The sequence below is a fragment of the Celeribacter sp. genome, from assembly GCF_048259695.1.
Lineage (GTDB): Bacteria > Pseudomonadota > Alphaproteobacteria > Rhodobacterales > Rhodobacteraceae > Celeribacter.
In genome coordinates this window covers 203,715-225,396 of record NZ_JBLXHL010000003.1, presented here as the reverse complement: position 1 = coordinate 225,396, position 21,682 = coordinate 203,715, and the positions used below count along the sequence as shown (strand labels likewise).

22 protein-coding genes and 1 tRNA gene are annotated in these 21,682 nt (G+C 61.3%); 9 read left to right on the top strand and 14 right to left on the bottom strand.

The window, feature by feature from the left end:
- Positions 1–65 precede the first annotated feature (65 nt).
- The 6 genes from prmC to ACN0Q0_RS06910 all read right to left on the bottom strand — a co-directional run bounded on the left by prmC (position 66) and on the right by ACN0Q0_RS06910 (position 6,173).
- On the bottom strand, positions 66–926 hold the full coding sequence (gene prmC, locus ACN0Q0_RS06935; protein WP_417242655.1) for a peptide chain release factor N(5)-glutamine methyltransferase: 861 nt from the start codon (positions 924–926) through the stop codon (positions 66–68).
- Positions 923–1,972, bottom strand: a complete 1,050-nt coding sequence (prfA, locus tag ACN0Q0_RS06930; RefSeq protein WP_417242654.1) for a peptide chain release factor 1 — start codon at positions 1,970–1,972, stop codon at positions 923–925. The genes prmC and prfA overlap by 4 nt, the downstream gene beginning before the upstream one ends.
- Before the next feature lie 82 nt (positions 1,973–2,054).
- Positions 2,055–2,489, bottom strand: a complete 435-nt coding sequence (locus ACN0Q0_RS06925; RefSeq protein WP_417242653.1) for a DUF1499 domain-containing protein — start codon at positions 2,487–2,489, stop codon at positions 2,055–2,057.
- Between the two features lie 153 nt (positions 2,490–2,642).
- Positions 2,643–3,251 (bottom strand): outer membrane protein, encoded by a 609-nt coding sequence (locus tag ACN0Q0_RS06920; RefSeq protein WP_417242652.1) that lies wholly within the window; start codon positions 3,249–3,251, stop codon positions 2,643–2,645.
- Positions 3,252–3,482: 231 nt separating this feature from the next.
- The gene (locus ACN0Q0_RS06915) at positions 3,483–5,309 is read right to left on the bottom strand and encodes an ABC-F family ATP-binding cassette domain-containing protein (protein WP_417242651.1); all 1,827 of its coding nucleotides are present in this window, start codon (positions 5,307–5,309) and stop codon (positions 3,483–3,485) included.
- A 75-nt stretch (positions 5,310–5,384) separates the two neighbouring features.
- The gene (locus ACN0Q0_RS06910; protein WP_417242650.1) at positions 5,385–6,173 is read right to left on the bottom strand and encodes a GNAT family N-acetyltransferase; all 789 of its coding nucleotides are present in this window, start codon (positions 6,171–6,173) and stop codon (positions 5,385–5,387) included.
- Between the two features lie 160 nt (positions 6,174–6,333).
- Here ACN0Q0_RS06910 and msrB point away from each other — a divergent pair, with 160 nt between their 5' ends.
- The gene (msrB, locus tag ACN0Q0_RS06905) at positions 6,334–6,741 is read left to right on the top strand and encodes a peptide-methionine (R)-S-oxide reductase MsrB (protein ID WP_417242649.1); all 408 of its coding nucleotides are present in this window, start codon (positions 6,334–6,336) and stop codon (positions 6,739–6,741) included.
- 58 nt (positions 6,742–6,799) lie between these two features.
- Here msrB and ACN0Q0_RS06900 read toward each other — a convergent pair whose 3' ends face one another.
- Positions 6,800–7,246 carry an outer membrane protein assembly factor BamE gene (locus ACN0Q0_RS06900; protein ID WP_417242648.1) on the bottom strand — a complete coding sequence of 149 codons (447 nt, stop codon included), beginning with the start codon at positions 7,244–7,246 and terminating at the stop codon, positions 6,800–6,802.
- Positions 7,247–7,363: 117 nt separating this feature from the next.
- On the opposite strand from ACN0Q0_RS06900, the gene ACN0Q0_RS06895 reads away from it, so the two are divergent.
- From ACN0Q0_RS06895 to ACN0Q0_RS06860, 8 genes are all read left to right on the top strand, one after another.
- Complete coding sequence (locus ACN0Q0_RS06895; protein ID WP_417242647.1) at positions 7,364–7,939, top strand: YceD family protein; 576 nt, start codon at positions 7,364–7,366, stop codon at positions 7,937–7,939.
- Positions 7,940–8,239: 300 nt separating this feature from the next.
- Positions 8,240–8,446 carry a 50S ribosomal protein L32 gene (rpmF, locus tag ACN0Q0_RS06890; RefSeq protein ID WP_074906205.1) on the top strand — a complete coding sequence of 69 codons (207 nt, stop codon included), beginning with the start codon at positions 8,240–8,242 and terminating at the stop codon, positions 8,444–8,446.
- 21 nt (positions 8,447–8,467) lie between these two features.
- Entirely contained in the window at positions 8,468–9,601 is a 1,134-nt protein-coding gene (plsX, locus tag ACN0Q0_RS06885) for a phosphate acyltransferase PlsX (protein WP_417242646.1), read from the top strand.
- 30 nt (positions 9,602–9,631) lie between these two features.
- Positions 9,632–10,606: a beta-ketoacyl-ACP synthase III gene (locus tag ACN0Q0_RS06880; protein ID WP_417242645.1), complete on the top strand. Its 975-nt coding sequence runs from the start codon at positions 9,632–9,634 to the stop codon at positions 10,604–10,606.
- 126 nt (positions 10,607–10,732) lie between these two features.
- Positions 10,733–11,032, top strand: coding sequence for an integration host factor subunit alpha (ihfA, locus tag ACN0Q0_RS06875; protein WP_417242644.1), 300 nt, complete (start codon positions 10,733–10,735; stop codon positions 11,030–11,032).
- Positions 11,033–11,046: 14 nt separating this feature from the next.
- A complete protein-coding gene (locus ACN0Q0_RS06870; RefSeq protein ID WP_417242643.1) occupies positions 11,047–12,507 on the top strand; it encodes a MerR family transcriptional regulator in 1,461 nt (486 codons plus the stop codon).
- 88 nt (positions 12,508–12,595) lie between these two features.
- Positions 12,596–12,672 (top strand) — tRNA-Pro (locus tag ACN0Q0_RS06865).
- 80 nt (positions 12,673–12,752) lie between these two features.
- The gene (locus ACN0Q0_RS06860; RefSeq protein WP_417242642.1) at positions 12,753–13,829 is read left to right on the top strand and encodes a 2'-deoxycytidine 5'-triphosphate deaminase; all 1,077 of its coding nucleotides are present in this window, start codon (positions 12,753–12,755) and stop codon (positions 13,827–13,829) included.
- Positions 13,830–13,863: 34 nt separating this feature from the next.
- Here ACN0Q0_RS06860 and ACN0Q0_RS06855 read toward each other — a convergent pair whose 3' ends face one another.
- From ACN0Q0_RS06855 to argS, 7 genes are all read right to left on the bottom strand, one after another.
- Positions 13,864–15,312, bottom strand: a complete 1,449-nt coding sequence (locus ACN0Q0_RS06855) for a GGDEF domain-containing protein (RefSeq protein WP_417242641.1) — start codon at positions 15,310–15,312, stop codon at positions 13,864–13,866.
- 171 nt (positions 15,313–15,483) lie between these two features.
- Complete coding sequence (locus ACN0Q0_RS06850; protein ID WP_417242640.1) at positions 15,484–15,702, bottom strand: hypothetical protein; 219 nt, start codon at positions 15,700–15,702, stop codon at positions 15,484–15,486.
- Positions 15,703–15,834: 132 nt separating this feature from the next.
- Complete coding sequence (gene scpB / locus ACN0Q0_RS06845) at positions 15,835–16,509, bottom strand: SMC-Scp complex subunit ScpB (protein WP_417242639.1); 675 nt, start codon at positions 16,507–16,509, stop codon at positions 15,835–15,837.
- Positions 16,506–17,330 (bottom strand): segregation and condensation protein A, encoded by an 825-nt coding sequence (locus ACN0Q0_RS06840; RefSeq protein WP_417242638.1) that lies wholly within the window; start codon positions 17,328–17,330, stop codon positions 16,506–16,508. The genes scpB and ACN0Q0_RS06840 overlap by 4 nt, the downstream gene beginning before the upstream one ends.
- Positions 17,331–17,377: 47 nt before the next feature.
- Positions 17,378–18,379, bottom strand: a complete 1,002-nt coding sequence (locus ACN0Q0_RS06835; RefSeq protein WP_417242637.1) for a glycoside hydrolase family 3 N-terminal domain-containing protein — start codon at positions 18,377–18,379, stop codon at positions 17,378–17,380.
- An 18-nt stretch (positions 18,380–18,397) separates the two neighbouring features.
- Positions 18,398–19,669, bottom strand: a complete 1,272-nt coding sequence (locus tag ACN0Q0_RS06830; RefSeq protein WP_417242636.1) for an SPOR domain-containing protein — start codon at positions 19,667–19,669, stop codon at positions 18,398–18,400.
- A 165-nt stretch (positions 19,670–19,834) separates the two neighbouring features.
- Positions 19,835–21,553, bottom strand: a complete 1,719-nt coding sequence (argS, locus tag ACN0Q0_RS06825; RefSeq protein ID WP_417242635.1) for an arginine--tRNA ligase — start codon at positions 21,551–21,553, stop codon at positions 19,835–19,837.
- Between the last annotated feature and the right edge of the window lie 129 nt (positions 21,554–21,682).

Here is a 21,682-nt window from a genome sequence, read left to right as displayed (position 1 = left end):
TTCCAACAAACCCTTAACTTTTGTTCAAATACGCGGGTTTTTGCGAGGTTGGCCGCGATCTGAGGCTATTTACCGGCGTTACGCGGATGCGGGTTGGGCGCCTGTGCGCGCACCACACGGTCGCGCCCGTCTAGATCGCACAAAACACGCACGGCTTTGAACCCTTGGGCAAGCAACATGTCGGACACAGCCGCCCCTTGGGTCGGGCCGATTTCCATCACGATCCGCCCGCGCGGCACCAAATGCGCCCGCGCCGCCGCCGCAATGGCACGGTAGGCCGACAGCCCGTCCGCCTCGTCGGTCAGCGCCATGCGCGGCTCATGGTCCAGTTCGGGCGCCAGTCCCGCCATCTCGTCGGCGGCAATATAGGGCGGGTTGGACACGATCAATTCAAACACACCCTCAACACCCGCGAACCAGTCGGCGCGTTGAAACCGCGCTTTACCGCCAAGCCCGAGCGCCTGCGCATTGCGCGCCGCCACGTCCAACGCCGCCTGTGAGGCATCGGTGCCAAGCCCCTTGGCCAAGGGATTTTCCGCAAGCAAGGTCAGCAAAATCGCACCCGATCCAACGCCCAGATCCAACACGGAACTGAACGGGCGCGACAGGGCTTCGTCGATCAGGGTTTCGGTCTCGGGGCGCGGGTCAAGGACATCGGCGCTCACGATAAAGTCACGGCCGTAAAACTGGCGCCGCCCGAGAATATGCGAGACAGGTTCGCGCAACAGACGCCGGTCGATGGCCGCCTCGAAGGCCAGAAAACAGGTCTCGGACAGATCGTCGGGCATGACAAGCGTCAACCGGTCGGGCGCAAGGTCAAGCACATGGGCCATCAGCAACCGCGCATCACGCGCAGCCCCGTCCAGTCCCGAGGCCGCAAGCCGTTTCGTGCCGGCGATCAACGCCATCTGCACGGTTCGGCTCATCCCTCCATCTCCGCCAACAGGCTTGCTTGGTGGTCGGAGGTCAGGGCCTCGATGATCTCGTCGAGATCGCCGTTCATCACCGCGTCGAGTTTGTAGAGCGTCAGGTTGATGCGGTGGTCCGTCATACGTCCTTGCGGGAAGTTGTAGGTGCGGATGCGCTCGGAGCGATCCCCCGACCCGACCTGGCTTTTACGCGCCGCAGAGCGTTCGTCATGGAGTTTTTGCCGCTCCAGATCATAGAGCCGCGCCTTGAGCACGTTCATGGCGATCTCGCGGTTGCGGTGTTGCGATTTTTCCGCCGAGACCACGATGATGCCCGTGGGCAAGTGGGTGATGCGCACCGCCGAATCCGTGGTGTTGACGTGTTGGCCGCCCGCACCGGAGGCCCGCATGGTGTCGATACGGATGTCATTGGCCTGAATGTCGATATCGACGTCTTTGGCCTCGGGCAGAACCGCGACCGTGGCCGCCGATGTGTGCACGCGCCCCTGACTTTCGGTTTCCGGCACGCGCTGTACACGGTGGACGCCGCTTTCAAACTTCAGCCGCGCAAACACGCCCGCGCCTTGCACGTTGGCGGTCACGGATTTCACGCCGCCAAGCTCGCCCTCTTGCAGCTCGATAATCTCGAAGGTCCACCGCTGCACTTCGCAATAGCGTTGGTACATCCGGAGCAAATCCCCCGCGAACAAGGCGGCCTCATCGCCCCCCGTTCCGGGACGGATTTCCAGAATGGCCGAGCCGTTGTCGGCGGCATCTTTGGGCAAAAGCGCCAGTTGCAGCGCCTCTTCGGCGGCGGGGATCTGGTGTTTCAGCGCCGGAATTTCTTCTTCGGCCAAAGCCTTCATATCGGGATCGGACAACATGGCCTGCGCCTCGTCCAGATCGGCCAAAAGCCCCTGATAGGCACGGACCTGTTCGACCACAGGACGCAATTCGGCGTATTCACGGCCCAAAGCGGCAATATCGCCCTCGCCTTGGGACATTGCGGCCTCAAGGTATTCGAAACGCTGGATGATCTGATAAAGGCGGTCTTGTGGTATCATGGCGTGATCTGATGCCCATGAACGCCCGCGCGGTCAAGCGGTTTCACGCGGGCGGCCCCCCGGGTCATGCCGGCACGCCCCCTCACAGACCCGCCGCCGCACGCCATGTGGCCACGCGGGTGGCATTCACGTCAAGGTCGCTTTTGCCGAACCGCAGACGGGCCAGAATGGCGACCTGTGCGCCCGTCGGCACGGCGCGGGCCTCGATGGTGGTGAAATCGGGAAAGCCCCAGAGCTTCGAACGGGTCATATAGGTCATACGGCCCGCCTCCACCGATCCCGCGACCAAGCGCGTGCGGGCGGTGGCCTGTGCCACCTGCGCCAAGCGGCCCAGAGCCTCTTGCGGTGTCATAGCGGTGTCGATCAGGCATTTGTCACCGCCCTCGCCCGGATCGGGGGCGGCAAAAGGATCGACATCCCACCGCGCCGCATCAACGGGCGCGAGGCGGATATAGGCCTGAAGGGCGACAAAGATCGCAACAAGGGACAGGACGAGCAAAAGAACGGGTGGTTTCATTGAGGGGCGCCTTGGTCAAAAACAATCTCCCCACTGCTACCTTAAGTTACGCAAAAAGCCACCCCCCGCAGGAACGGCGAGGGGTGGCGGCGTGCGCGACCGGTTTAGCCATAGCAGTGAGACAATGGGGAAAGGCCGCGCAACAGGGGGATCTTAGAAGCGGAAGCTTGCGCGTGCGCCAACCGTGACGGCCGACAGATCAGAGCCGCTGTTGTCGAACTCGCTAAAGTCGTTTTGCAGCACTTCGAACCCTGCGGTCCATTGATCGGTCACGGCATAATCCATGCCCAGACCGTAGGTCACGCCGGTGTCCGAGTAATCCGTCCCGCCGATTGTGGCGTTGGCGTAGTTGGCGCCGACCACACCGTAGACAAGCGCTTTGCCAAGGTCATAGCCCGCACGCAGTTTCAACCGCGTCATGTCGTCCACGGCGACCGTGCCATTGTCCAGATCGGATTTGAGGTAATCAAGTTCACCACCGAGGACAAAGTTGCCAAAGTCGTAGTTGTAGCCACCAAACAGGCCATAGGTCATGTCATCGGCATCCGCCGCGGCGTCAGAGCCCCATCCGTACCCGACGGTCCCACCGACATAGCCACCCGTCCATTCGCCCGACGGGGCAACGTAGACAGGGGCGGCGGCGGGAACAACGGGTTCAACCACGGGCTCGGCCAGTGATCCTGCGAATGCGGGGGCGCTCAACGCGGCCGAAAGGGCTGCTGCGGATGCCAGAAGTGTCGTTTTGTGAGTGAAGGAAGTCATAAGTCTCTCCATTGTCTGCCTCAAATTTCAGAGGGCGTATCTGTCGTCCGCCTCATGCGGTCCGTTAGATCAATGAACAAATGCGCAATTGGTTCCGAACTTTCACCCCCACAGGCCCTCACGCCTTGGTGAGCGGCGCGTGATCGGAAAAGAGCCGCGCATGGGGGGCGCGGGTCTGGCAGGTTTTGGCTCACTTTGGAGCGGTATCGACGGAAAATTGCGGTGGCGCGTTTAAGATTCCGCCGCTTTTTCTTCGAGGGTCAACCATTCCTCTTCGGCGTCCGACAGGGCGTTGTGACGCTCGATCAGCATGTCGGAGGCTTTGGCGAACTTGACCGGCTCACGGGTGAACAAATCGGGGTCCGACAGCAACACGCCAAGCTTGGCAATTTCGGCCTCGATCCGCGCGATCTCGGCGGGCAAGACCTCAAGGCGGTGTTTCTCGGTGAACGACAGCCCCGATGCGCCTTTGGAGGATGCGGCAGGGGATGTGTTGTCCTTGCCGCCCGGTTTGCCCGCGGGTTTCACCTCGACCCTGGCCGCGCTGCGGTCGCCGCGTTGGCGGATATAGTCGGACCACCCGCCGGGATAAACGGTGGCCTCGCCATCGCCCTCCATCGCCACGGTTTGCGTGGCCACACGGTCGATAAAGTCACGGTCGTGCGAGACCAACAACACCGTTCCCTCGAAATCGGTCAGCAGTTCTTGCAACAGATCGAGCGTTTCGATGTCCAGATCGTTGGTCGGCTCGTCGAGCACCAAAAGGTTCGACGGCGCGGCCATGATTTTGGCGAGCAAAAGGCGGGCTTTCTCCCCCCCCGACAGTGACGCGACGGGTGCGCGCGCCTGAGCATCGGTGAACAGGAATTCCTTGAGATAGCCCACAACGTGTTTGGGCGTGCCGCGCACCATGATCTGATCGGCCTTGCCAGAGACCCGCATCCCCTTGTCAGAGGTCATCGCCTCCCACAAAGACAGGTCCTCGCGCAGGTTTGAACGGGTCTGGTCGAACACCGCCATGTCCAACTTGGTCCCGCGTTTGACGTGGCCCGCGTCCGGTTCCAATTCACCTGTCAGCATCTTGAGCAAGGTGGTTTTGCCGATGCCGTTCGGCCCGACAAAGGCAATCCGGTCGCCCCGCCCCACCTTGATCGAAAAATTGCGCAGCAACGTGCGATCGCCAAAGGATTTCGAAATCCCTTCGGCCTCGATCACGCGCTTGCCCGAGGTCTCCGAGACCTCCAGATCCATCGCGGCGGTGCCTTGGCGTTTGATCTGGCCCGCCTTGGTTTCACGCAATTCAGCGAGCGCGCGCACGCGGCCCTGATTGCGTTTGCGGCGGGCGGAAATGCCCTCGACCGCCCAACGGGCCTCGGCTTTGATCTTGCGGTTGAGCTTATGGCGCTCCTGATCCTCTTCGTCCCAGATCTTGTCGCGCCATTCCTCGAATTTCTCGAACCCCTGCTCCTGTCTACGCACCGCCCCACGGTCGATCCACAGCGTGGCACGGGTCAACGCGTTGAGAAAGGCACGGTCGTGCGAGATGATCACATAAGCGGTTTTCGTGGTCTTCAGCTCGTTTTCAAGCCACGCAATCGCCTCGATATCGAGGTGGTTGGTTGGCTCGTCGAGCAACATCAACTCCGGCGCTTCGGCCAGAAGTTTGGCCAAGGCCGCACGGCGGCGTTCTCCACCGGATGCGGTCGCGATCAAGCCATCAGGATTGAATTTCAACCCTTCGGCGACCATATCGACCTTATATGTCTCGCTAGGGTCCAACCCCGACGAGGCAAATTCGCCCAAGGTTTCGAACCCGTCCATTTTGGGATCCTGATCCATGTAACCCACGGAGGTCGCAGGACCGAGGACGCGCGATCCGTGATCGGCCTCGACCAGACCCGCCATCACCTTCATCAAGGTGGACTTGCCCGATCCGTTCCGGCCAACAAGCGCGACACGGTCGCCCTCCTGGACAACGAGGCTAAGCCCCGCAAATACGGGATCGCCGCCAAAGGTGAGCGAGATATCGGAGAGCTGGAGAAGGGGTGCGCGTGCCATGCGCAAACCGCTAGCCGCGCCCGCGCGAAAGGTCAACCTGCCACACGCGGCTTAACGCCGATGAGGCGCAAAAACTTACAATGCGACGGCGCGCAACAGCTTTTTGCGGGCGGGCGGGATCAACGCGATTTCCACGCCTGTGAACACATGCATGGTGCCAAGGTGTGGATCGACCACGGCGTGATCGGACACCCACCCGCCCATCATCAGGTAGGTTTTGAGCAAGGGCGGCATCGCAAGGGCGGCACGTTTGGCATCGGGCTTGCGGCGCAAGCGGGCGGCGAATTTGAACACATTGGGTGCTTTGACCCGTGGCAGCCAGTGTTGGGGACCGATGTGGCGGTGTTTGAGCATGGCCAGAGCATCGGCATGGGCCAACCAGTCGGTGCCATCGAAACTGGAACAGCCGAACAGCAACTCGACGCCGTTTTCATCGACGTAGGCCGTCATCGCGCCCCATGCCACGCGTAAAATATCGCCGTCGTGCCATTCGGGATGGACGCAAAACCGCCCCATCTCCAACATACGCCCTGTGTAGGTTTCCAAGGCCTCAAGCCCGTAGTATTGCGCCGAATAGCTGCGCGAGACCTCTGCGCCGCCGTGAAAGTCCTGAATGCGAAAGGTGCAGACAAGCTGCCCCGATTTGCGGTCCTCGATCAGGACATGACGGCACAGCGCGTCGAAATCGTCCCCGTCAAGGCCACTTGCGTCCGGTTTCGGGTCAACCGCGCCCGGCCCGCGTCGTGCGACAAAGGCGAGATAGCGCAGGCGTTGTGCCGCCTCGACATCCGCAGGCGTGGCCGCAAAACGCACGTCATAGCGGCCCTTTCGCCCCGTTAGCCCGCTCATCATGGCTGCAAACATGGCCGCCCTCGCCCTTTGTTGGTTGGTCGCAATATGTGCGCCCGCACCGTCGCACGCAAGTGTCACGTTGATGTGACAGGGGCCACCCCCCGCCTCTGGGGCCTTGTCTCTTTGGGGCTGTGCCATATCTTACCACAGAACACACAAAAGGGATGCAAGCATGACAAAAGTCACCAAAACCGACGACCAATGGCGCGCGGATCTGGATGCGGAAACCTACCGCGTCACCCGCGAGCACGGCACCGAACGGGCCTATTCACATGCGGGCTTTCCCAAAGAGGCCGGGACATTTACCTGTGCGTGTTGTGGTGCGGCGCTGTTTACCCAAGAGACGAAATACGAAAGCCACTGCGGGTGGCCCGCGTTCTATGCGCCCAAAAGCGACGCGCCGATTGGCGAGACCCGCGACACCTCTCACGGGATGGTGCGCACCGAGGTGCATTGCGACGATTGCGGCGCCCATCTGGGCCATGTGTTCGATGACGGGCCACAGCCCACGGGCCAACGCTATTGCATCAACGGTGTTTCGCTGCGCTTTCACCCGAGTGAGAACGCCGCCAAATCGTAGGCCGCGCGAGCATAGGCGAATTGCGCCGTCACAGGCGGCGCAATCGCTCTGTCATGCGTTATTGTAGCAATGCGCTCGTGTCGATGCGACCCAGGTTGCCGAACAGCTGCTGCAGGAACGTAACGCCACGGGTGTTGGACGTCGTCACGCGACGCGACAGCGCCACAACGCGCCCGTCCTCAAGGCCGAAGCGCTCGATATTGCTGACCACGCCATTGCCGTCAAACGAGATGGCGACCACTTGGCGGTCGATCTCCTTGGGTGCGAATGCCCCGAGCGTTTCAAACTGCGAGCGGACATAATACCACCCCGTGGCGTCCAACAGGCCTTCGGCACTCGGGCGCCCCACCACGGTGCTCACGGTTTGCATCGTGTCGGTGCCAACGGTAATTTGACCAAGCTCGTTATCCGACGGCACATAGCCGTGGTTGCGGGTTTGAGCCACACAGGCGCTCAACACGGCAATCGCCGCAACCGCAACGCATGCGCGGATCATACGTGTCATGGAAATGTGATCTGGACGCTTATACATATGCCCTCGTGCCTCTTCGCTCTTGTAATGCGCGAACGCGCCTCATATTCGGCTTATAGAAACACAGCGAGACGATCAAGGAGGGTTCACATGTCCAAAACTGGCTTGACCGAATGGGGCGCATCCTTGCGCTTGAGCGATTTGAGTGCATCACGGACGCATAAATTCAATATCGAGCCTGCCGCCGGGCAATTGCAGGCCCTGGCCGATGACCTTGGAATCGAGGCCATTCGAAAGGTGCGCTTTAGCGGCGAACTGCGCCCGTTGGGGCAATCCGACTGGCGGCTCGTGGGGGAAATCGGCGCAACCGTCACACAGCCGTGCGTGGCGACACTGCAACCCGTTGTGACGCGGATCGACGAACCTGTGGAGCGGAACTACCTCGCCAATTTCAAAGAACTGGACGCGGAACTGACCGAAGATGGCGAGACAGAAATCGAAATGCCCGAGGACGACTCAAGCGAGGCCCTGCCCGCCGCGTTGATCCTGTCGGATGTGGCGCATGAGGCCTTGCTGTTGGCCCTGCCCCCTTATCCGCGTGCAAAAGATGCCGAACTGGAACGCACACAGTTCACCGAAGGCGGCAAAGAGGCGCTTACGGACGATGATGTAAAACCCTTTGCGGGACTGAAAGCACTGCGTGACAAGCTTGAAAAAGGCAACTAGAAGGGCCTCAGAAAGTCGCGCAAACATAGGGGTTGCAACATACACGATTCCGAGTATGTTCCCGGCCTCGTTTACGTGAACGTTTTTTGCTTGCGGCGCAGCCACTGCGCAGCGCCCGCAAAAATCGCAAACAGGACCGTCTGGTTCGAAAACACCGGGCCAACTGGTTCGAAAACACTGGGCCGTCTGGTTCGAAAACACTGGGCCATCCGGCCCGCAAACTGGGTCTTTATGACCCGCTAATAGGGGCCGATTGGTCCGCAAATCGGGGCAATCGCCCCCATCTACCGAGGTTGTGACATGGCTGTCCCCAAAAGTAAGATTACTGGTTCCCGTCGCGGCATGCGCCGTTCGCATGATGCACTGGTTGCAAGTAACCCCACCGAATGTCCGTCGTGCGGCGAGCTCAAGCGTCCCCACCACGTGTGTGGCGCCTGTGGCACCTACGCTGACCGCGAAGTGATTGCACAAGCCGACGAGATCGATCTCGACGACGACGCAGCATAAGCACCTTTTGGTGCCGACCCGATGAGCGATCAGCCCACAGCGCAACAGGCCTCTCCATCCACCGCCCCTTTGGCGGGCGATGTCGATGTTTCAGGGCGTTTGGGCGTTCGCAACGGGACAAAAGTGACCCTCTCCATCGATGCGATGGGAGGGGATCGTGGACCGGCGGCAATTGTCGCCGGTATTTCACGTTCTGCGGCCAAAAACCCCGCCCTGAACTTTATCGTTCACGGCGATGAGGCCGACCTGACCAAGCTCGTCAACAAACGCAAGAACCTCAAGGGCCGCGTCGAGATTCGCGGCACCCAAGGGGTTGTAACGATGAGCGAAAAACCGTCACAAGCCATGCGCCGCACTGATACCTCCATGCGCTCCGCCATTGATGCCGTGCGGGACGGCGAGGCACAGGCCGTTGTCTCGTGTGGCAACACCGGCGCGCTTATGGCCACTTCGATGATCCGTCTGCGCAAGCTTGAGGGCGTCAACCGCCCCGCCATCGCCTGTCTTTGGCCCTCGCGCAACGCGGGCGGGTTCAACGTCATGCTTGATGTCGGCGCCGATATTCGTGCCGATCAACAAGACCTGTTGCAATACGCCATGATGGGCGCCTCTTACGCCCGCAACGGTCTTGGCCTTGCGCGTCCGCGCGTTGGCCTGTTGAACGTCGGCACCGAAGAACACAAAGGCCGCGCCGAGCTTAAGGTCGCGCATGAGATGATCGAAAAAGCCGCCGAAATCGGATCCTACGAATATGTGGGATTCGTCGAGGGCGGCGATATTCCATCCGATAAAGTCGATGTGATCGTCACGGACGGGTTCACCGGCAACGTGGCGCTCAAAACGGGCGAAGGCACCGCCAAATTCGTCGGCGACTCGCTAAAAAACGCGTTCAAGGCCACGCCATTGTCGCGCATTGCCGCCCTGCTCGCGCTGACTTCGCTGCGCCGGTTGCAAAAACGAATCGATCCGCGCCGCGTCAACGGCGGTGTGTTTCTCGGCCTCAAAGGGGCTGTGGTGAAATCCCACGGGTCCGCCGATGCCACCGGCGTCTCCGCCGCAATCAAACTGGCCTATGAACTGGCCGCGAGCGGGTTTACCGACCGCCTTGCCGCGCGGGTTGCATCTGCCGCCGCATCGACGCAAACTGACGATTAACGATAAAAAACAAAACGAGAGTTGCGCACCATGACCGTTCGGGCAGTTGTAAAAGGCGTTGGCCACTATCTACCGGAGCGCGTTGTGGAAAACGCCGAGTTCGAAGCCACTCTGGACACCACAGACGAATGGATTCGCACCCGCAGCGGCATCGAGCGCCGCCATTTCGCCGCCGAGGGTGAAACCACATCGATGATGGGCGCCCATGCGGCCAAGGCCGCTCTGGCCGATGCGGGGCTGACCGCGGCCGACATCGACGCGGTGATTGTCGCCACTTCGACCCCCGACCTCACCTTCCCCTCCGTGGCCACCATGATCCAGAACGAACTGGGAATGCGCCAAGGATTCGGATTTGATGTTCAGGCAGTCTGTGCAGGCTTTATTTTCGCGCTGTCCAACGCCAACGCCCAAATCGTTTCGGGTCAGGCCAAGCGCATTCTGGTGATCGGCGCGGAAACCTTTTCGCGCATCATGGATTGGGACGATCGCGCCACCTGCGTGCTGTTTGGCGATGGCGCGGGCGCGTTGGTCCTTGAGGCCCAAGAGGGCACAGGCACCGCCGCCGATCGCGGCATTCTGTCGACCGACCTCAATTCCGACGGCACCTACAAAGAGATGCTTTATGTCGACGGTGGCGTGTCGACCACCGGCACATCGGGAAAGTTGCGGATGCAGGGCAACGCGCTGTTCCGTCAAGCGGTGCAAAAACTCGCCGCCACCGCCGAAACCGCCCTTGAGCGTGCGGGCATTGCCCCCGAGGCGGTCGATTGGGTGGTGCCACATCAGGCGAACATCCGCATTATCGAAGGCACGGCCAAAAAGCTTGGCCTGTCGATGGATAAGGTCGTCGTCACGGTTCAGGACCACGGCAATACCTCCGCCGCCTCGATCCCGCTCGCCATGTCGGTGGGCAAGGCCCGCGGCCAGATCAAGCAGGGTGACATATGTGTGGCCGAAGCCATCGGTGGCGGCCTCGCGTGGGGTGCGGTTGTGCTGCGTTGGTAAGCGCCCCGCCGCCCGCAAAATCACCACTTTCGCAAAAAACGGCCTGAACTGCGCGGTCCAAGTCATTGATATTGACGGACGCTTCGCGACCTGCCAGTGTCGGGAAAACAACCTCGGGGGAGAGTTATGAGCAAAACATTGACACGTATGGATCTTAGCGAAGCTGTGTTTCGTGAGGTCGGCCTGAGCCGCAATGAATCGGCGCAACTGGTCGAAAGCGTCCTACAACACATGTCCGATGCCCTGGTCAAAGGTCAGTCGGTCAAAATTTCGTCCTTCGGGACATTCTCGGTGCGGGAAAAATCCGCCCGTGTTGGCCGCAATCCGAAAACCGGCGACGAGGCTCCGATTCCGGCACGCCGCGTTTTGACCTTTCGCCCCTCGCATCTGATGAAAGATCGCGTCGCCGCAGGCAACAAGCGCTAAGGCTCGGAATTCTCATGCAAAAGTCGCCCGACGCTTTTCGTACGATCAGCGAAGTCGCCGATTGGCTTGACACGCCCGCCCATGTGTTGCGGTTCTGGGAGAGCCGTTTTACACAGATCAAACCGATCAAACGGGCCGGTGGGCGGCGGTATTACCGTCCTGCCGATATGGCCCTGCTTGGCGGGATCAAACAGCTGTTGCATGATGACGGAATGACCATTCGCGGGGTGCAAAAGCTGCTGCGCGAACAGGGCGTCAAACACGTCGCCCAAATGTCGCCCGAGGTCGAAGGCTACGAACCGGAGGCACCGACCGCCCCCGAATCCGAATCCGGAGCCGTTCCCCCCGCGCCTATGGCGCTCGATGTGCCACAAGCACCCGATAGCGCCACCGACGACGCGCCCAAAGTTCTGCCCTTTGCCCGCACCGAGGTCCGCGCCGAGCCGCTATCCCCGCCAGTCGCCGCACCGGTTGCGCCGCCCTTGGAGGAGACGGGTGCGCTATCTGTTGAAACAGATGACGTGACCTTTGTCGCCGGAACGACGCCCGACCATCCCACCCACACAGGTCATGACGATACAGCCGCACCGCTTGCCCCACCTGTGGGGGGGCTCCACGATGAGCCACGGGGGGGTGCCCCTCATGGCCTTGATGACACTTCGACCTTTGTCCCGAACACGCCCGACATTGAGGCCGCACACCGCGACAGGCCGGAACCAACCGTAACGGATACGCCGGCCGGTCAGCCAAGCCTGTTCGATTTCGAAACGCCGCCGCTCCCTCCCGTCGAGCTCCGTTCGGATGATGCTGACACCGCCCCGGATTTCGCCACCCTTGATGCGGATGCCGTCACGGAGGCCACATCGGACTGGACACCGGACGAGCCTGAGGCGGATACGGCCCCTGTCGCGCCCAATCCGACACCTGCGCCGGACGCAAACACCGATGCGCCCGACATCGATGCGCCACATGACGCCGCACCGGTGCGCGAACCACTGTCGGCAATTTCGGCTGTGTTGGAAAAGGCGGATCCCTATCACACCGACCGCCCCGAGGGGCTTGTGGCCTCCACATCCGGCCCCGAACCATCGATCGAAGACGCGATGGGCGCATTGGCACCTCACGACGCCACCACCGAGGCCGGCACTCCGGTCATGGAGGACAGCGCTCAAACCACCGCGTCCTTTCCCCCGAACGTTCCGGACCTTTCGGACGCGCCTGACGACGCGCCTGAAACCGCGGGTGAAACGGATCAGGCCGACACGGAATTTCAGGACGCCCCCCCGCCACTGGCGCACACCCTGCCCCGCATTGTCGCCCCCGATTTGCCCGACGATCCCGCCGACGGCACGGGCATGACGAGCGGCGCCGTGCTGCGGTCAAAATCCGCCCTGAACGCTGTAGACCCCACCACATTGGCCGCATTTTTGAGCCGCGCCGAAGCCTTGCGCGCACGCCTTGATCCCGCAGGCTAAGACCGCAGCGAGAAATCTTGGCCTTGGTCGATTATTTGGGCATTTCACGCTTGCCCCTGTCGCCAAAATCCTTATGAAAGGCCCAGTTCGGGCTATAGCGCAGCCTGGTAGCGCGTCCGTCTGGGGGACGGAAGGTCGCAGGTTCGAGTCCTGCTAGCCCGACCATTATACCCTCAAAACCGCTCGTAAGCCTTTGCTTGCGGGCGGTTTTGCGTTAAGCGGGGTAAAACCGCAATAGGGGACGGATGATGGGTGTTCTGGCTGATAGCGCGATCCGCGAGATGATTGAAACGGGTGCAATTCGTGCCACGGTTCCGGTAATCGACGCACAGGTACAACCTGCGTCGCTTGATCTGCGCTTGGGCACCCGCGCATGGCGGGTACGGGCCTCGTTCCTGACGGGCGAGCATCGCACCGTGTCGGAACGGCTCGCCGAGTTCGAAATGCATCAGATTGACCTCACCGATGGTGCGGTGCTCGAAAAGGGCTGCGTCTATGTCGTGCCTTTGATGGAATCCCTCGATCTGGGCGATGATGTACAGGCGGTGGCAAATGCCAAAAGCTCCACGGGGCGGCTCGATCTTTTGACGCGCACCATCACCGATGGCGGCACCGAATTCGACCGCATCGCATCCGGTTACACCGGACCGCTTTATGCCGAAATCTGTCCGCGATCCTTTTCCGTTCTGGTCCGCCCCGGAATGCGGCTGAACCAGATCCGGTTCCGCCGTGGACAGGCCGTTTTAAGCGATGCCGAATTGAGCGCCCTGCACGCCGAGAGCCCGCTTGTCGACGGGCCTGCGGTGATTGATCAAGGCCTCGGATTTTCGGTTGATTTGATCCCTGCCACCGGAGATCTGGTCGGTTACCGCGCCAAACCACATACCGGCGTGATCGATCTGGACCGCATCGGCGCATATGACCCCGCCGAATATTGGGAACCGATCCACACGCGCGAGGGGCGCATCATCCTTGATCCGGGTGCGTTCTACATTCTGGTCAGCCGCGAGGCGGTGCATATCCCGCCCGATTTCGCCGCCGAAATGGCACCGTATCTGGCCATGGTCGGCGAGTTTCGTGTGCATTACGCGGGCTTTTTCGATCCGGGGTTCGGCCATGCCAATGCCGGCGGCGAAGGGTCGCGTGGGGTCCTGGAAGTGCGCTGTCACGAGGCGCCGTTCGTGTTGGAACATGGTCAGGTCGTCGGGCGGTTGGTCTATGAGCGGATGGACACACAACCCGACCGCATGTATGGCGCTGACCTGAAATCCAATTACCAAGGTCAGGGCCTGAAATTGTCAAAGCATTTCAAGGCGCAATAGGCCAATTCTCCCCGACGGCGCGGCGGTTGTCCGCTCAATGCAAAAGCGGCGCCGGTCGGTCGAACGGCTGGGTCGGAGGGGCCACAACGGGGCGGTCTTTGGCCTGAACAACCCGATTGCGTCCGCCCGTTTTCGCGAGATAAAGCGCCGTGTCGGCATCATAGATGGAAGCCTCAAGATTGTACGGACCGGTCTCGTCATAGGACGACACACCAAAGGAAAGCGTGACCGGTTTGGCTGTACCGCGATGCGTCCATGCCACCGTTGAGGACACCGCTTTGCGGAGCTTTTCAGCCACGATCATAGCCCCCGCGACATCGGCGCTGGGGAGAATGATGACAAATTCCTCCCCGCCCCAACGGGCCACCAGATCACTGGAACGGACATGACCGCGCAAACACTGCGCCACCTCATATAACACCGCATCACCGACCTCATGGCCCGCCGTATCATTGACCGATTTAAAGTGATCAATGTCACATAGGATCACCCCGAATGTGGGTGCGGGCGTGGTGCGCCGCTCGGCATCGGATCGGACTTGGATCGATTGAACTGCGCGGCGGTTCAACAGGCCCGTCAGCGGGTCAATGGTCGCCGCCCGCATCGCCTCGCGTTCCAGTTGGCGGCGCGCATGATCGGAGCGCTCGAACACCGGTCCCGAAAGCAAAAATGTCCCGACAAACAACCAGATCACTCCGCCGACAAGAATTTCAACCGCACCAACATGGGCAAATATCTCGATAAAATAGCCCATCGACCAGACACCGACGACAAAGAACGCAACCTGGCGGCGTGCAATCACCGCCCAGTGCGATGTAGTCATAAAGGGCCGCAAAAACGGCGAACGCACGAATACCAAAAGCTTGGACGTGCCGACCATCAACAGCATCGCGGTCGTGAACGGGCTCATCATGTCATAGAGGTCGGCATGGCGATACGAATAGCCCAAGGCCGCAACACTGGGCAAAATCAGTCCGAAAATCACAACCACGAATGCCACGCTTGAGTGCCACCGGCGCAACAAGGCCCCGAGGCTCAACAGCGCCAGAGAGATCGCCGTATTCCCCCCCATGCGCACGTGGGTCAGCCCGTTGTTGGAAAATACCAGATCAAAGGCATGCGTGACAGGTTCATGTAAAAACACGACAAATTCCATCAATCGCGCCACGCACAGCAACAACACAAGCGCATAAAGCGCAGTTGGAACGGGCGCGGGCCGGTGAAAAACACCGCCCAGAAACAAGGCAATTGAAAACCCGAGCAACGCCGTTGCGGTCATCGTATGCGTGCCGTTCACCTCGGTATAAAGGAACGGGTTGGTGCGGTGGTCCAGATGGGTCCAGATCATAAAGGCCGCGATCAAAAGCGTGATGACCGCCAGAACGCGATGGATTTTCAGCGCGGTAATTGCGGGGTGAAAGCCGACGGTGCCAACGTTTTCAAGCGACCTCGATCGCAGGATATCTTCGAACTTGTTATACATTCACATCGCCATTTTGCCGAGCGCGCACATCCGTCTTGGAAACGAGCAAGACCGCGCCATTGGCCAAATGTCTAATGCGACATGGTTAAAGCCCCGTTTAAAGAGGTTCGAAAATGTGACGGCGAGAGGAACGGCCGGTTTCAGCGTAAAAACAGGGGATGACCCGGTGCCTTAAAACCGTCCCATGCGCCGCGCCATGCGGGCCGCTTTTTTGGCGCGTTGGGCCGTTTGTCTGGCCTCGGCGGTCATCTGCGGCGCACCGTCCTGACCGGCGTCCCCCGCCCCTGTGCGGCGTTTGGAGACGGCGTTGATCCCTGCGTTCATCCCCTTGTTCACAACACGGTTCATCACGCGGCGCAGGATCATATTTATCAGACGATCGAGGTTCATGTCAGGCTTCCTTTTAAACGCAAAGCTGTCGGGGCCGCGTATGGTTCGCATCGTATATAGCATGAAAACGCGGTGATTTCATGGCACGGGGATCACATCCGCGCGAGAGGCACAAAAGGCGCGAAAACGGGATCAACTTTCGTCCTCGAACATATCCTCCTGCCCGTCCTCGTCCTCCTCCTCGCCCTCTCCCATTCCCGGCACGGGGCGGCTTTCCAACAGACCCGCCGCCCGCAGTTCCTTGACACCCGGCAAATCGCGCGCGCTCTCGAGACCGAAGTGATCGAGGAAACCCGGGGTTACGACATAGGTCACGGGCCGCCCCGGTGACATGCGCCGCCGCCCGAACCGGATCCATTCCATTTCGAGCAGTTGGTCGATGGTGCCGCGTGACACCGACACGCCACGGATCTCTTCGATCTCGGCGCGGGTACAGGGTTGGTGATAGGCGATGATCGCCAGTGTTTCGATCGCCGCCCGGCTCAACTTGCGGGTCTCGACCGTTTCCTTTTGCATCAGGTAGCCGAGGTCGGGGGCGGTGCGCAGGGCCCATGCTTCGCCCACTTTGACCACCCGCACACCGCGTCCCTCGTAGCGGCGCTGTAACAGCTCCAATGCGGCCTTGGCGTTGCAGCCGTGGGGCATACGCGATGTCAGATCGGCCAGTGTCACAGGGTCGGCGGAGGCAAATAGAACCGCCTCGACCATGCGCTCTTGTTCGGCCAGAGGGGGGGCGTCGAACAGGCTCTCGGTCCGGGCCTCCCCGGATATGCCGGTGGCGTCAGGGGTATCATCACTGTTGGTCATCGCGGATCTCTCGCCTTCATCTCGATCGGGGCAAACAGGGCGCTTTGGCGCAACTCCACCTTACCCAGTTTTGCAAGCTCGAGCGAGGCGGCAAAACAGGCGGCGGTGGCGGAGCGGCGGCGTTTGGGATCCAGTTGCCACCCTTCGGGCAAATAGGACGTCAGATCCGCCCATTCCCCCGCAAACCCCAACAATCCGCGCAGCCGCTCAAGCGCTTGCTCCATCGTGTAGACACTGTCGCGGTCCATGACAAAGGGGCGGAACTCGTCCTTGGTTCTGATCCGCGCGTAGCCCTGCATCAGGTCCAGAAGCGTTGCGGTATAGGTGACATTGCGCACCCGTTCGACGGCCTCGGGGATGCCACGGGTGAAAAAATCGCGGCCCTTCTGATCGCGGGCCATGAGCCGCGCCGCCGCATTGCGCATCGCCTCAAGGCGGGCCAACTGGAACGCGAGGTGGGCGGCGAGTTCCTCGCCCGAGGGGCCGTCATCCGTCGGATCGGGCGGCAGGAGCAGACGCGATTTGAGAAAGGCGAGCCATGCGGCCATCACCAGATAATCGGCGGCCAGTTCAATGCGCAGCGCAGAGGCCTTTTCGACAAAAGCGAGGTATTGCAGCGACAGTTGCAGGATCGACACCTGACGTAGATCGACCTTTTGCGTGCGCGACAGTTGCAACAACAGATCAAGTGGCCCCTCGAAGCCATCGACATCGACGATGAGCGCCTCGGCGACAAGACGTTCCTCGACGCTGAGCGGGTCGCCGCCGTCACGATCACGTGCAAACCCGTCCTCGAATTCGATCTGTTCACTGTCCGCCATGTCGGTGACGTTTCCTCCCCGGCCCCGTGGGCGCGGCGCACGGGCGCTCACGCTTTCAGGGCGTCAAGTTCGGCCTGTGCCTCGCGGATGTCAATGCCCACGGCCTCTTTGCGCGCGGCAATGGCGCGGTCTGCGCGGGTCTGTGCGGCGGTATTCATGGCCCCGAGTTTGGCCAGGCTGTCCATCTGCGCCAGATCGCCATTGCAATGCAGCACCAGATCACAGCCCGCGCCAAGCGACCGTGTGGCACGCTCGAACACCGTGCCGCTCAGGGCTTCCATCGAAATATCGTCGGTCATCAACAGCCCGTCAAAGCCGATCTGGGTGCGAATGAGGTCGATCACCGCACCACTTTGCGTGGCGGGTGTTTCGGGGTCTACCGCGTCCAGAACGATATGCGCGGTCATGCCCATCGGCAGGTCGTTGAGCGCCTTGAACGGGGCGAAATCATCCACCAGTTCTTCGAGGTCAACCTCGATGCGCGGCAGGCCAAGGTGGCTGTCCACCGTCCCGCGCCCATGTCCGGGCATGTGTTTCATCACGCTTTGCACGCCGCCCCCGGCCAGACCATCCGCCATCGCGCGGCCCATCAGGGCGACAATTTCGGCGTCGGAGCCATAGCAGCGGTTGCGCAAGAACGGGTGGGTCTCGTCGCGGGCCACGTCCAAGGTCGGGGCGCAGTTCACGTCGATGCCAACAGAGGTCAGATCATCGGCAATCAGCCGACCGCGCAGCCACATGGAGCGCGCCGCACCGTCCTCGTCACCGTGGCGCAAGGCGGCCTCGATCTGATCGAGCGGCGGGAGAAAGTCACGCCATGTCGGCGCGCGCATCCGTTGGACCCGTCCGCCCTCCTGATCGATCAGGATCGGCGCATCACGGCCCACGGCCTCGCGTAACTCATTGGTCAACCGGTATAATTGTTCGGGCGCATCGACGTTGCGCGCAAACAGGATATAGCCCCACGGATCGCTTTCGCGAAAAAACGCCGCCTCGCGTTTATCAAGGATCAGCCCCTCACAGCCGAAAATATACGCGCCCTGCCCCATGGATCTGCCCCGCGCGTGTTAGTTGCGCGCGACAGGCACACAGCCCGTGTTCATCGCGTTCAGGGCGGCACAGAACCGCTTGCTGTCTTCGGTGTTTTCAAATCCCACAGCCCGCAGACGGTAGAACGGTTTGCCGCCCGATGTGGCCTCGACCACCACGCGCTGTTTGCCCGCCATGAAGTCCTCGAATTTGGCCGACAGGCGATCCCATTCGATCAAGGCACTTTCGCGCTTGGGAAAGGCACCCAGTTGCACAATCGCGGCGTCTGCACTCAGGTCCGCGGCGGCCACTTCGCCGGAGGCACCGACCGCGGCCAGAATGTCGCCCGCAACCCCGTCGAGGCTCGGGGCGGCATCGGTCCGTGTCGCGGCCTGTGCGGTTGCCTGTGCTGCGGCCAAACGCACGGGGCGCGGTTGCGGCATGGGCGAAATATTGATCTCCGGCCCCACGTTGACGGCCTCCGCCAAAGCTTCGCCAACCGCATCCTCAAGCGGGGCGGCGACCTCCTCGACGGCATCCAGTTCAAGCGGATCGGCCTCGACCTCGATCCGGGTCAAATCCTCTTCGACAGAGGTGGCATAGGCGTTGGTTTCGGGCGTGTAGGACACCAATGTCGCCTCGGGCTCGATCTCGCCCATCGGCTGGTCCTCATCGGTCAGCGCAATCGGTTTGGGCGCAAGTGTCAGACGATCGGCGGGGGCGGCGGCGGATCCGTCGGCGGTGACGGAATTGACCGCCAAGCCCTGATGCATGGCCAGTTGCCCACCGGGATCTTCGGGAACCGAGCGCGCACTTTCCGTCATCGCGCGAATAACCGGCACGCCCGAGACGTCGCGCACCATCTGTTTGTAGCCCCAGACCCCGAGGGTCAGCACGAGGACAAGCGACACCGCCGCCCCTGCCCATTGCGTCAGGCCAAGGCGCGGCATTTCAGGCACCGAGCCATCGTCATAACCCGCATCCGGCGCCGCGTACCCATGGTGGGCGTGGGGCGCCTGCATGTGGGACTGTGCATGGAATTGCGCGTCATTGACGGGCTGTTGTGTGGAGGCGTGCGGCGCAACATACGGGGCCGCGTGCGGCGCGGCATAGGGTGCCGACTGTTGCGCGGAATGCACACTCGAAGCGCCGTGTTGGGCCCCATGCGGGGCGTGACCATAGCCCTGCGCCCGCGGTTGCGGCTGTTCGGCCCCGAACCGTGGCTGTGCATAACCGTGGTTCGGTTGCATCGGTTGCCGACCCAATTGAGGGGCATTCACGCCCTGTCGGGATTGAAAATCCTGCGTCATATTCGCCTCTTTACCTCATAGGATCGACGTTGCGACCCGTCCCGCCTTGTTTGTTATCAGCGGGTTACAAACTGCTCTTGATGTGATGCGTGAGGCCGATCTCTGTCAGCCGTCACACGGGGATGCACATCCACCCTTCTTCACCTGTGGCCGGAAGTTGCGCGGTTAACGCATCTCCTCGGCAGGTGTGACACCGAGAATACCAAGACCCGACGAAATAACAACGGCGACGGCACGCGGCAGGGCGATTTTTGCCGCCGAGGCCGCAGCATCGTCCTGCAGGAACCGCAGGCTTTCGTTGTCGTTGCCCTTGTTCCACAGCGCGTGGAAATCGGACGCGAGGTCATACAGGTAGAACGCGATGCGGTGCGGTTCATGGCTTTTCGCGGCAATCTCGACCTGACGCGGCCAATCGGCCAGTTTCTTGGCCACGGCCAATTCGGCGGGATCGGTCAGGCTCGGCGTATCGGTCAGCGTGATCCCCTGCTCGGCGGCTTTACGCAGAACCGAACGGACCCGCGCATGGGCGTATTGGACGTAGAACACGGGGTTGTCTTTGGATTGCTCCAACACCTTGGCGAAATCGAAATCGAGCGGCGCGTCGTTCTTGCGCGTCAGCATCACAAAGCGGGTCACATCCGCGCCCACCTGTTCGACCACATCGCGCAGCGTGACAAAGGTGCCAGAGCGTTTGGACATTTTGAGCGGCTCGCCGTTTTTGAACAGTTTCACGAGCTGAACAAGCTTGATATCACAGGCCACTTTGCCCTCGGAAAGCGCCGACACGGCGGCCTTCATCCGTTTGACATAGCCACCGTGATCGGCGCCGAAAATGTCGATGATCTCGTCATAGCCGCGCTTGACCTTGTCATAGTGATAGGCAATGTCGGGCGCAAAATAGGTCCATGCGCCATCGGATTTCTGGATCGGACGGTCGACATCATCGCCATGCGCGGTGGAGCGGAACAGCGTTTGTTCGCGGGGCTCCCAATCCTCGGGCATCTGGCCTTTGGGCGGCTCGAGCGTGCCGCGATAGATCAGACCCTTGTCTTTCAACTCGCCAATCGCGGCCTCGATCAGGCCCGTGTCATAGAGCGACTTTTCGGAATAGAAATGGTCCATCTCGACGCCGAGCGCCTTGAGATCACCACGGATCATATCCATCATCGCGTCGGTGGCAAAGACACGGATCTCGGCGAGCCAGTCCTCTTCGGGCTTGTCCACAAGGCTGTCGCCGTATTTTGCCTTGAGCGCCTCGCCCACGGGGACGAGGTAGTCACCGGGGTATGTGCCGTCGGGAAACTCGACTTCTTTGCCCCAGGCCTCGAGGTAGCGCAGGTAGGCAGAACGGGCGAGCACATCGACCTGTGCGCCACCGTCATTAATGTAATATTCGCGCGTCACATCGTAGCCCGCGTAATCCAACAGCGCCGCCAAAGCATCCCCGAACACCGCGCCACGGGTGTGGCCGACATGCATCGGGCCCGTGGGATTGGCGGAGACAAATTCGACGTTGACCTTTGTACCTGCCCCCTTGTCGGAGGTGCCATAGGCGGGCGTGGCCAGAATGCCCTCGACCAGACCGCTCCAGAGGCTTGGCGCCAGACGCAGGTTGATGAACCCCGGCCCTGCCACATCGACGCTTTCAATACGCGGATCAGCGCCCAGTTTGGCGGCCAGTGCATCGGCAATCGCACGCGGGTTCGATTTGGCAGGTTTGGCCAGAACCATTGCGGCGTTGGTGGCCATGTCACCGTGCAGCGGATCGCGTGGCGGCTCGACGGCCACGTTTGCAAAATCGAGACCCTCGGGAAGCGCCCCCTCCGATACCAGTGTATCAAGGCTGCTTGTGACCAAAGCGCGGATATCGGCGAATAGGTTCATGTCGTGTGATCTCTCTTTTACGTCTCTCGGGCGGTTTAACATGATAGGCGCAATCGTCAACGGTATTGGATGGGCGGGCGCGTGTTTCGCCCGCCCTGTTCGCCACCCTGTTCGCGCCCCCTACCCTGC

Excerpts from the sequence above, each read along its gene's own strand:
- prmC (WP_417242655.1), bottom strand. The coding sequence starts at position 926 with ATGAGCCGAACCGTGCAGATGGCGTTGATCGCCGGCACGAAACGGCTT.
- prfA (WP_417242654.1), bottom strand. The coding sequence starts at position 1,972 with ATGATACCACAAGACCGCCTTTATCAGATCATCCAGCGTTTCGAATAC.
- ACN0Q0_RS06925 (WP_417242653.1), bottom strand. The coding sequence starts at position 2,489 with ATGAAACCACCCGTTCTTTTGCTCGTCCTGTCCCTTGTTGCGATCTTT.
- ACN0Q0_RS06920 (WP_417242652.1), bottom strand. The coding sequence starts at position 3,251 with ATGACTTCCTTCACTCACAAAACGACACTTCTGGCATCCGCAGCAGCC.
- ACN0Q0_RS06915 (WP_417242651.1), bottom strand. The coding sequence starts at position 5,309 with ATGGCACGCGCACCCCTTCTCCAGCTCTCCGATATCTCGCTCACCTTT.
- ACN0Q0_RS06910 (WP_417242650.1), bottom strand. The coding sequence starts at position 6,173 with ATGTTTGCAGCCATGATGAGCGGGCTAACGGGGCGAAAGGGCCGCTAT.
- msrB (WP_417242649.1), top strand. The coding sequence starts at position 6,334 with ATGACAAAAGTCACCAAAACCGACGACCAATGGCGCGCGGATCTGGAT.
- ACN0Q0_RS06900 (WP_417242648.1), bottom strand. The coding sequence starts at position 7,246 with ATGACACGTATGATCCGCGCATGCGTTGCGGTTGCGGCGATTGCCGTG.
- ACN0Q0_RS06895 (WP_417242647.1), top strand. The coding sequence starts at position 7,364 with ATGTCCAAAACTGGCTTGACCGAATGGGGCGCATCCTTGCGCTTGAGC.
- rpmF (WP_074906205.1), top strand. The coding sequence starts at position 8,240 with ATGGCTGTCCCCAAAAGTAAGATTACTGGTTCCCGTCGCGGCATGCGC.
- plsX (WP_417242646.1), top strand. The coding sequence starts at position 8,468 with ATGAGCGATCAGCCCACAGCGCAACAGGCCTCTCCATCCACCGCCCCT.
- ACN0Q0_RS06880 (WP_417242645.1), top strand. The coding sequence starts at position 9,632 with ATGACCGTTCGGGCAGTTGTAAAAGGCGTTGGCCACTATCTACCGGAG.
- ihfA (WP_417242644.1), top strand. The coding sequence starts at position 10,733 with ATGAGCAAAACATTGACACGTATGGATCTTAGCGAAGCTGTGTTTCGT.
- ACN0Q0_RS06870 (WP_417242643.1), top strand. The coding sequence starts at position 11,047 with ATGCAAAAGTCGCCCGACGCTTTTCGTACGATCAGCGAAGTCGCCGAT.
- ACN0Q0_RS06860 (WP_417242642.1), top strand. The coding sequence starts at position 12,753 with ATGATGGGTGTTCTGGCTGATAGCGCGATCCGCGAGATGATTGAAACG.
- ACN0Q0_RS06855 (WP_417242641.1), bottom strand. The coding sequence starts at position 15,312 with ATGTATAACAAGTTCGAAGATATCCTGCGATCGAGGTCGCTTGAAAAC.
- ACN0Q0_RS06850 (WP_417242640.1), bottom strand. The coding sequence starts at position 15,702 with ATGAACCTCGATCGTCTGATAAATATGATCCTGCGCCGCGTGATGAAC.
- scpB (WP_417242639.1), bottom strand. The coding sequence starts at position 16,509 with ATGACCAACAGTGATGATACCCCTGACGCCACCGGCATATCCGGGGAG.
- ACN0Q0_RS06840 (WP_417242638.1), bottom strand. The coding sequence starts at position 17,330 with ATGGCGGACAGTGAACAGATCGAATTCGAGGACGGGTTTGCACGTGAT.
- ACN0Q0_RS06835 (WP_417242637.1), bottom strand. The coding sequence starts at position 18,379 with ATGGGGCAGGGCGCGTATATTTTCGGCTGTGAGGGGCTGATCCTTGAT.
- ACN0Q0_RS06830 (WP_417242636.1), bottom strand. The coding sequence starts at position 19,669 with ATGACGCAGGATTTTCAATCCCGACAGGGCGTGAATGCCCCTCAATTG.
- argS (WP_417242635.1), bottom strand. The coding sequence starts at position 21,553 with ATGAACCTATTCGCCGATATCCGCGCTTTGGTCACAAGCAGCCTTGAT.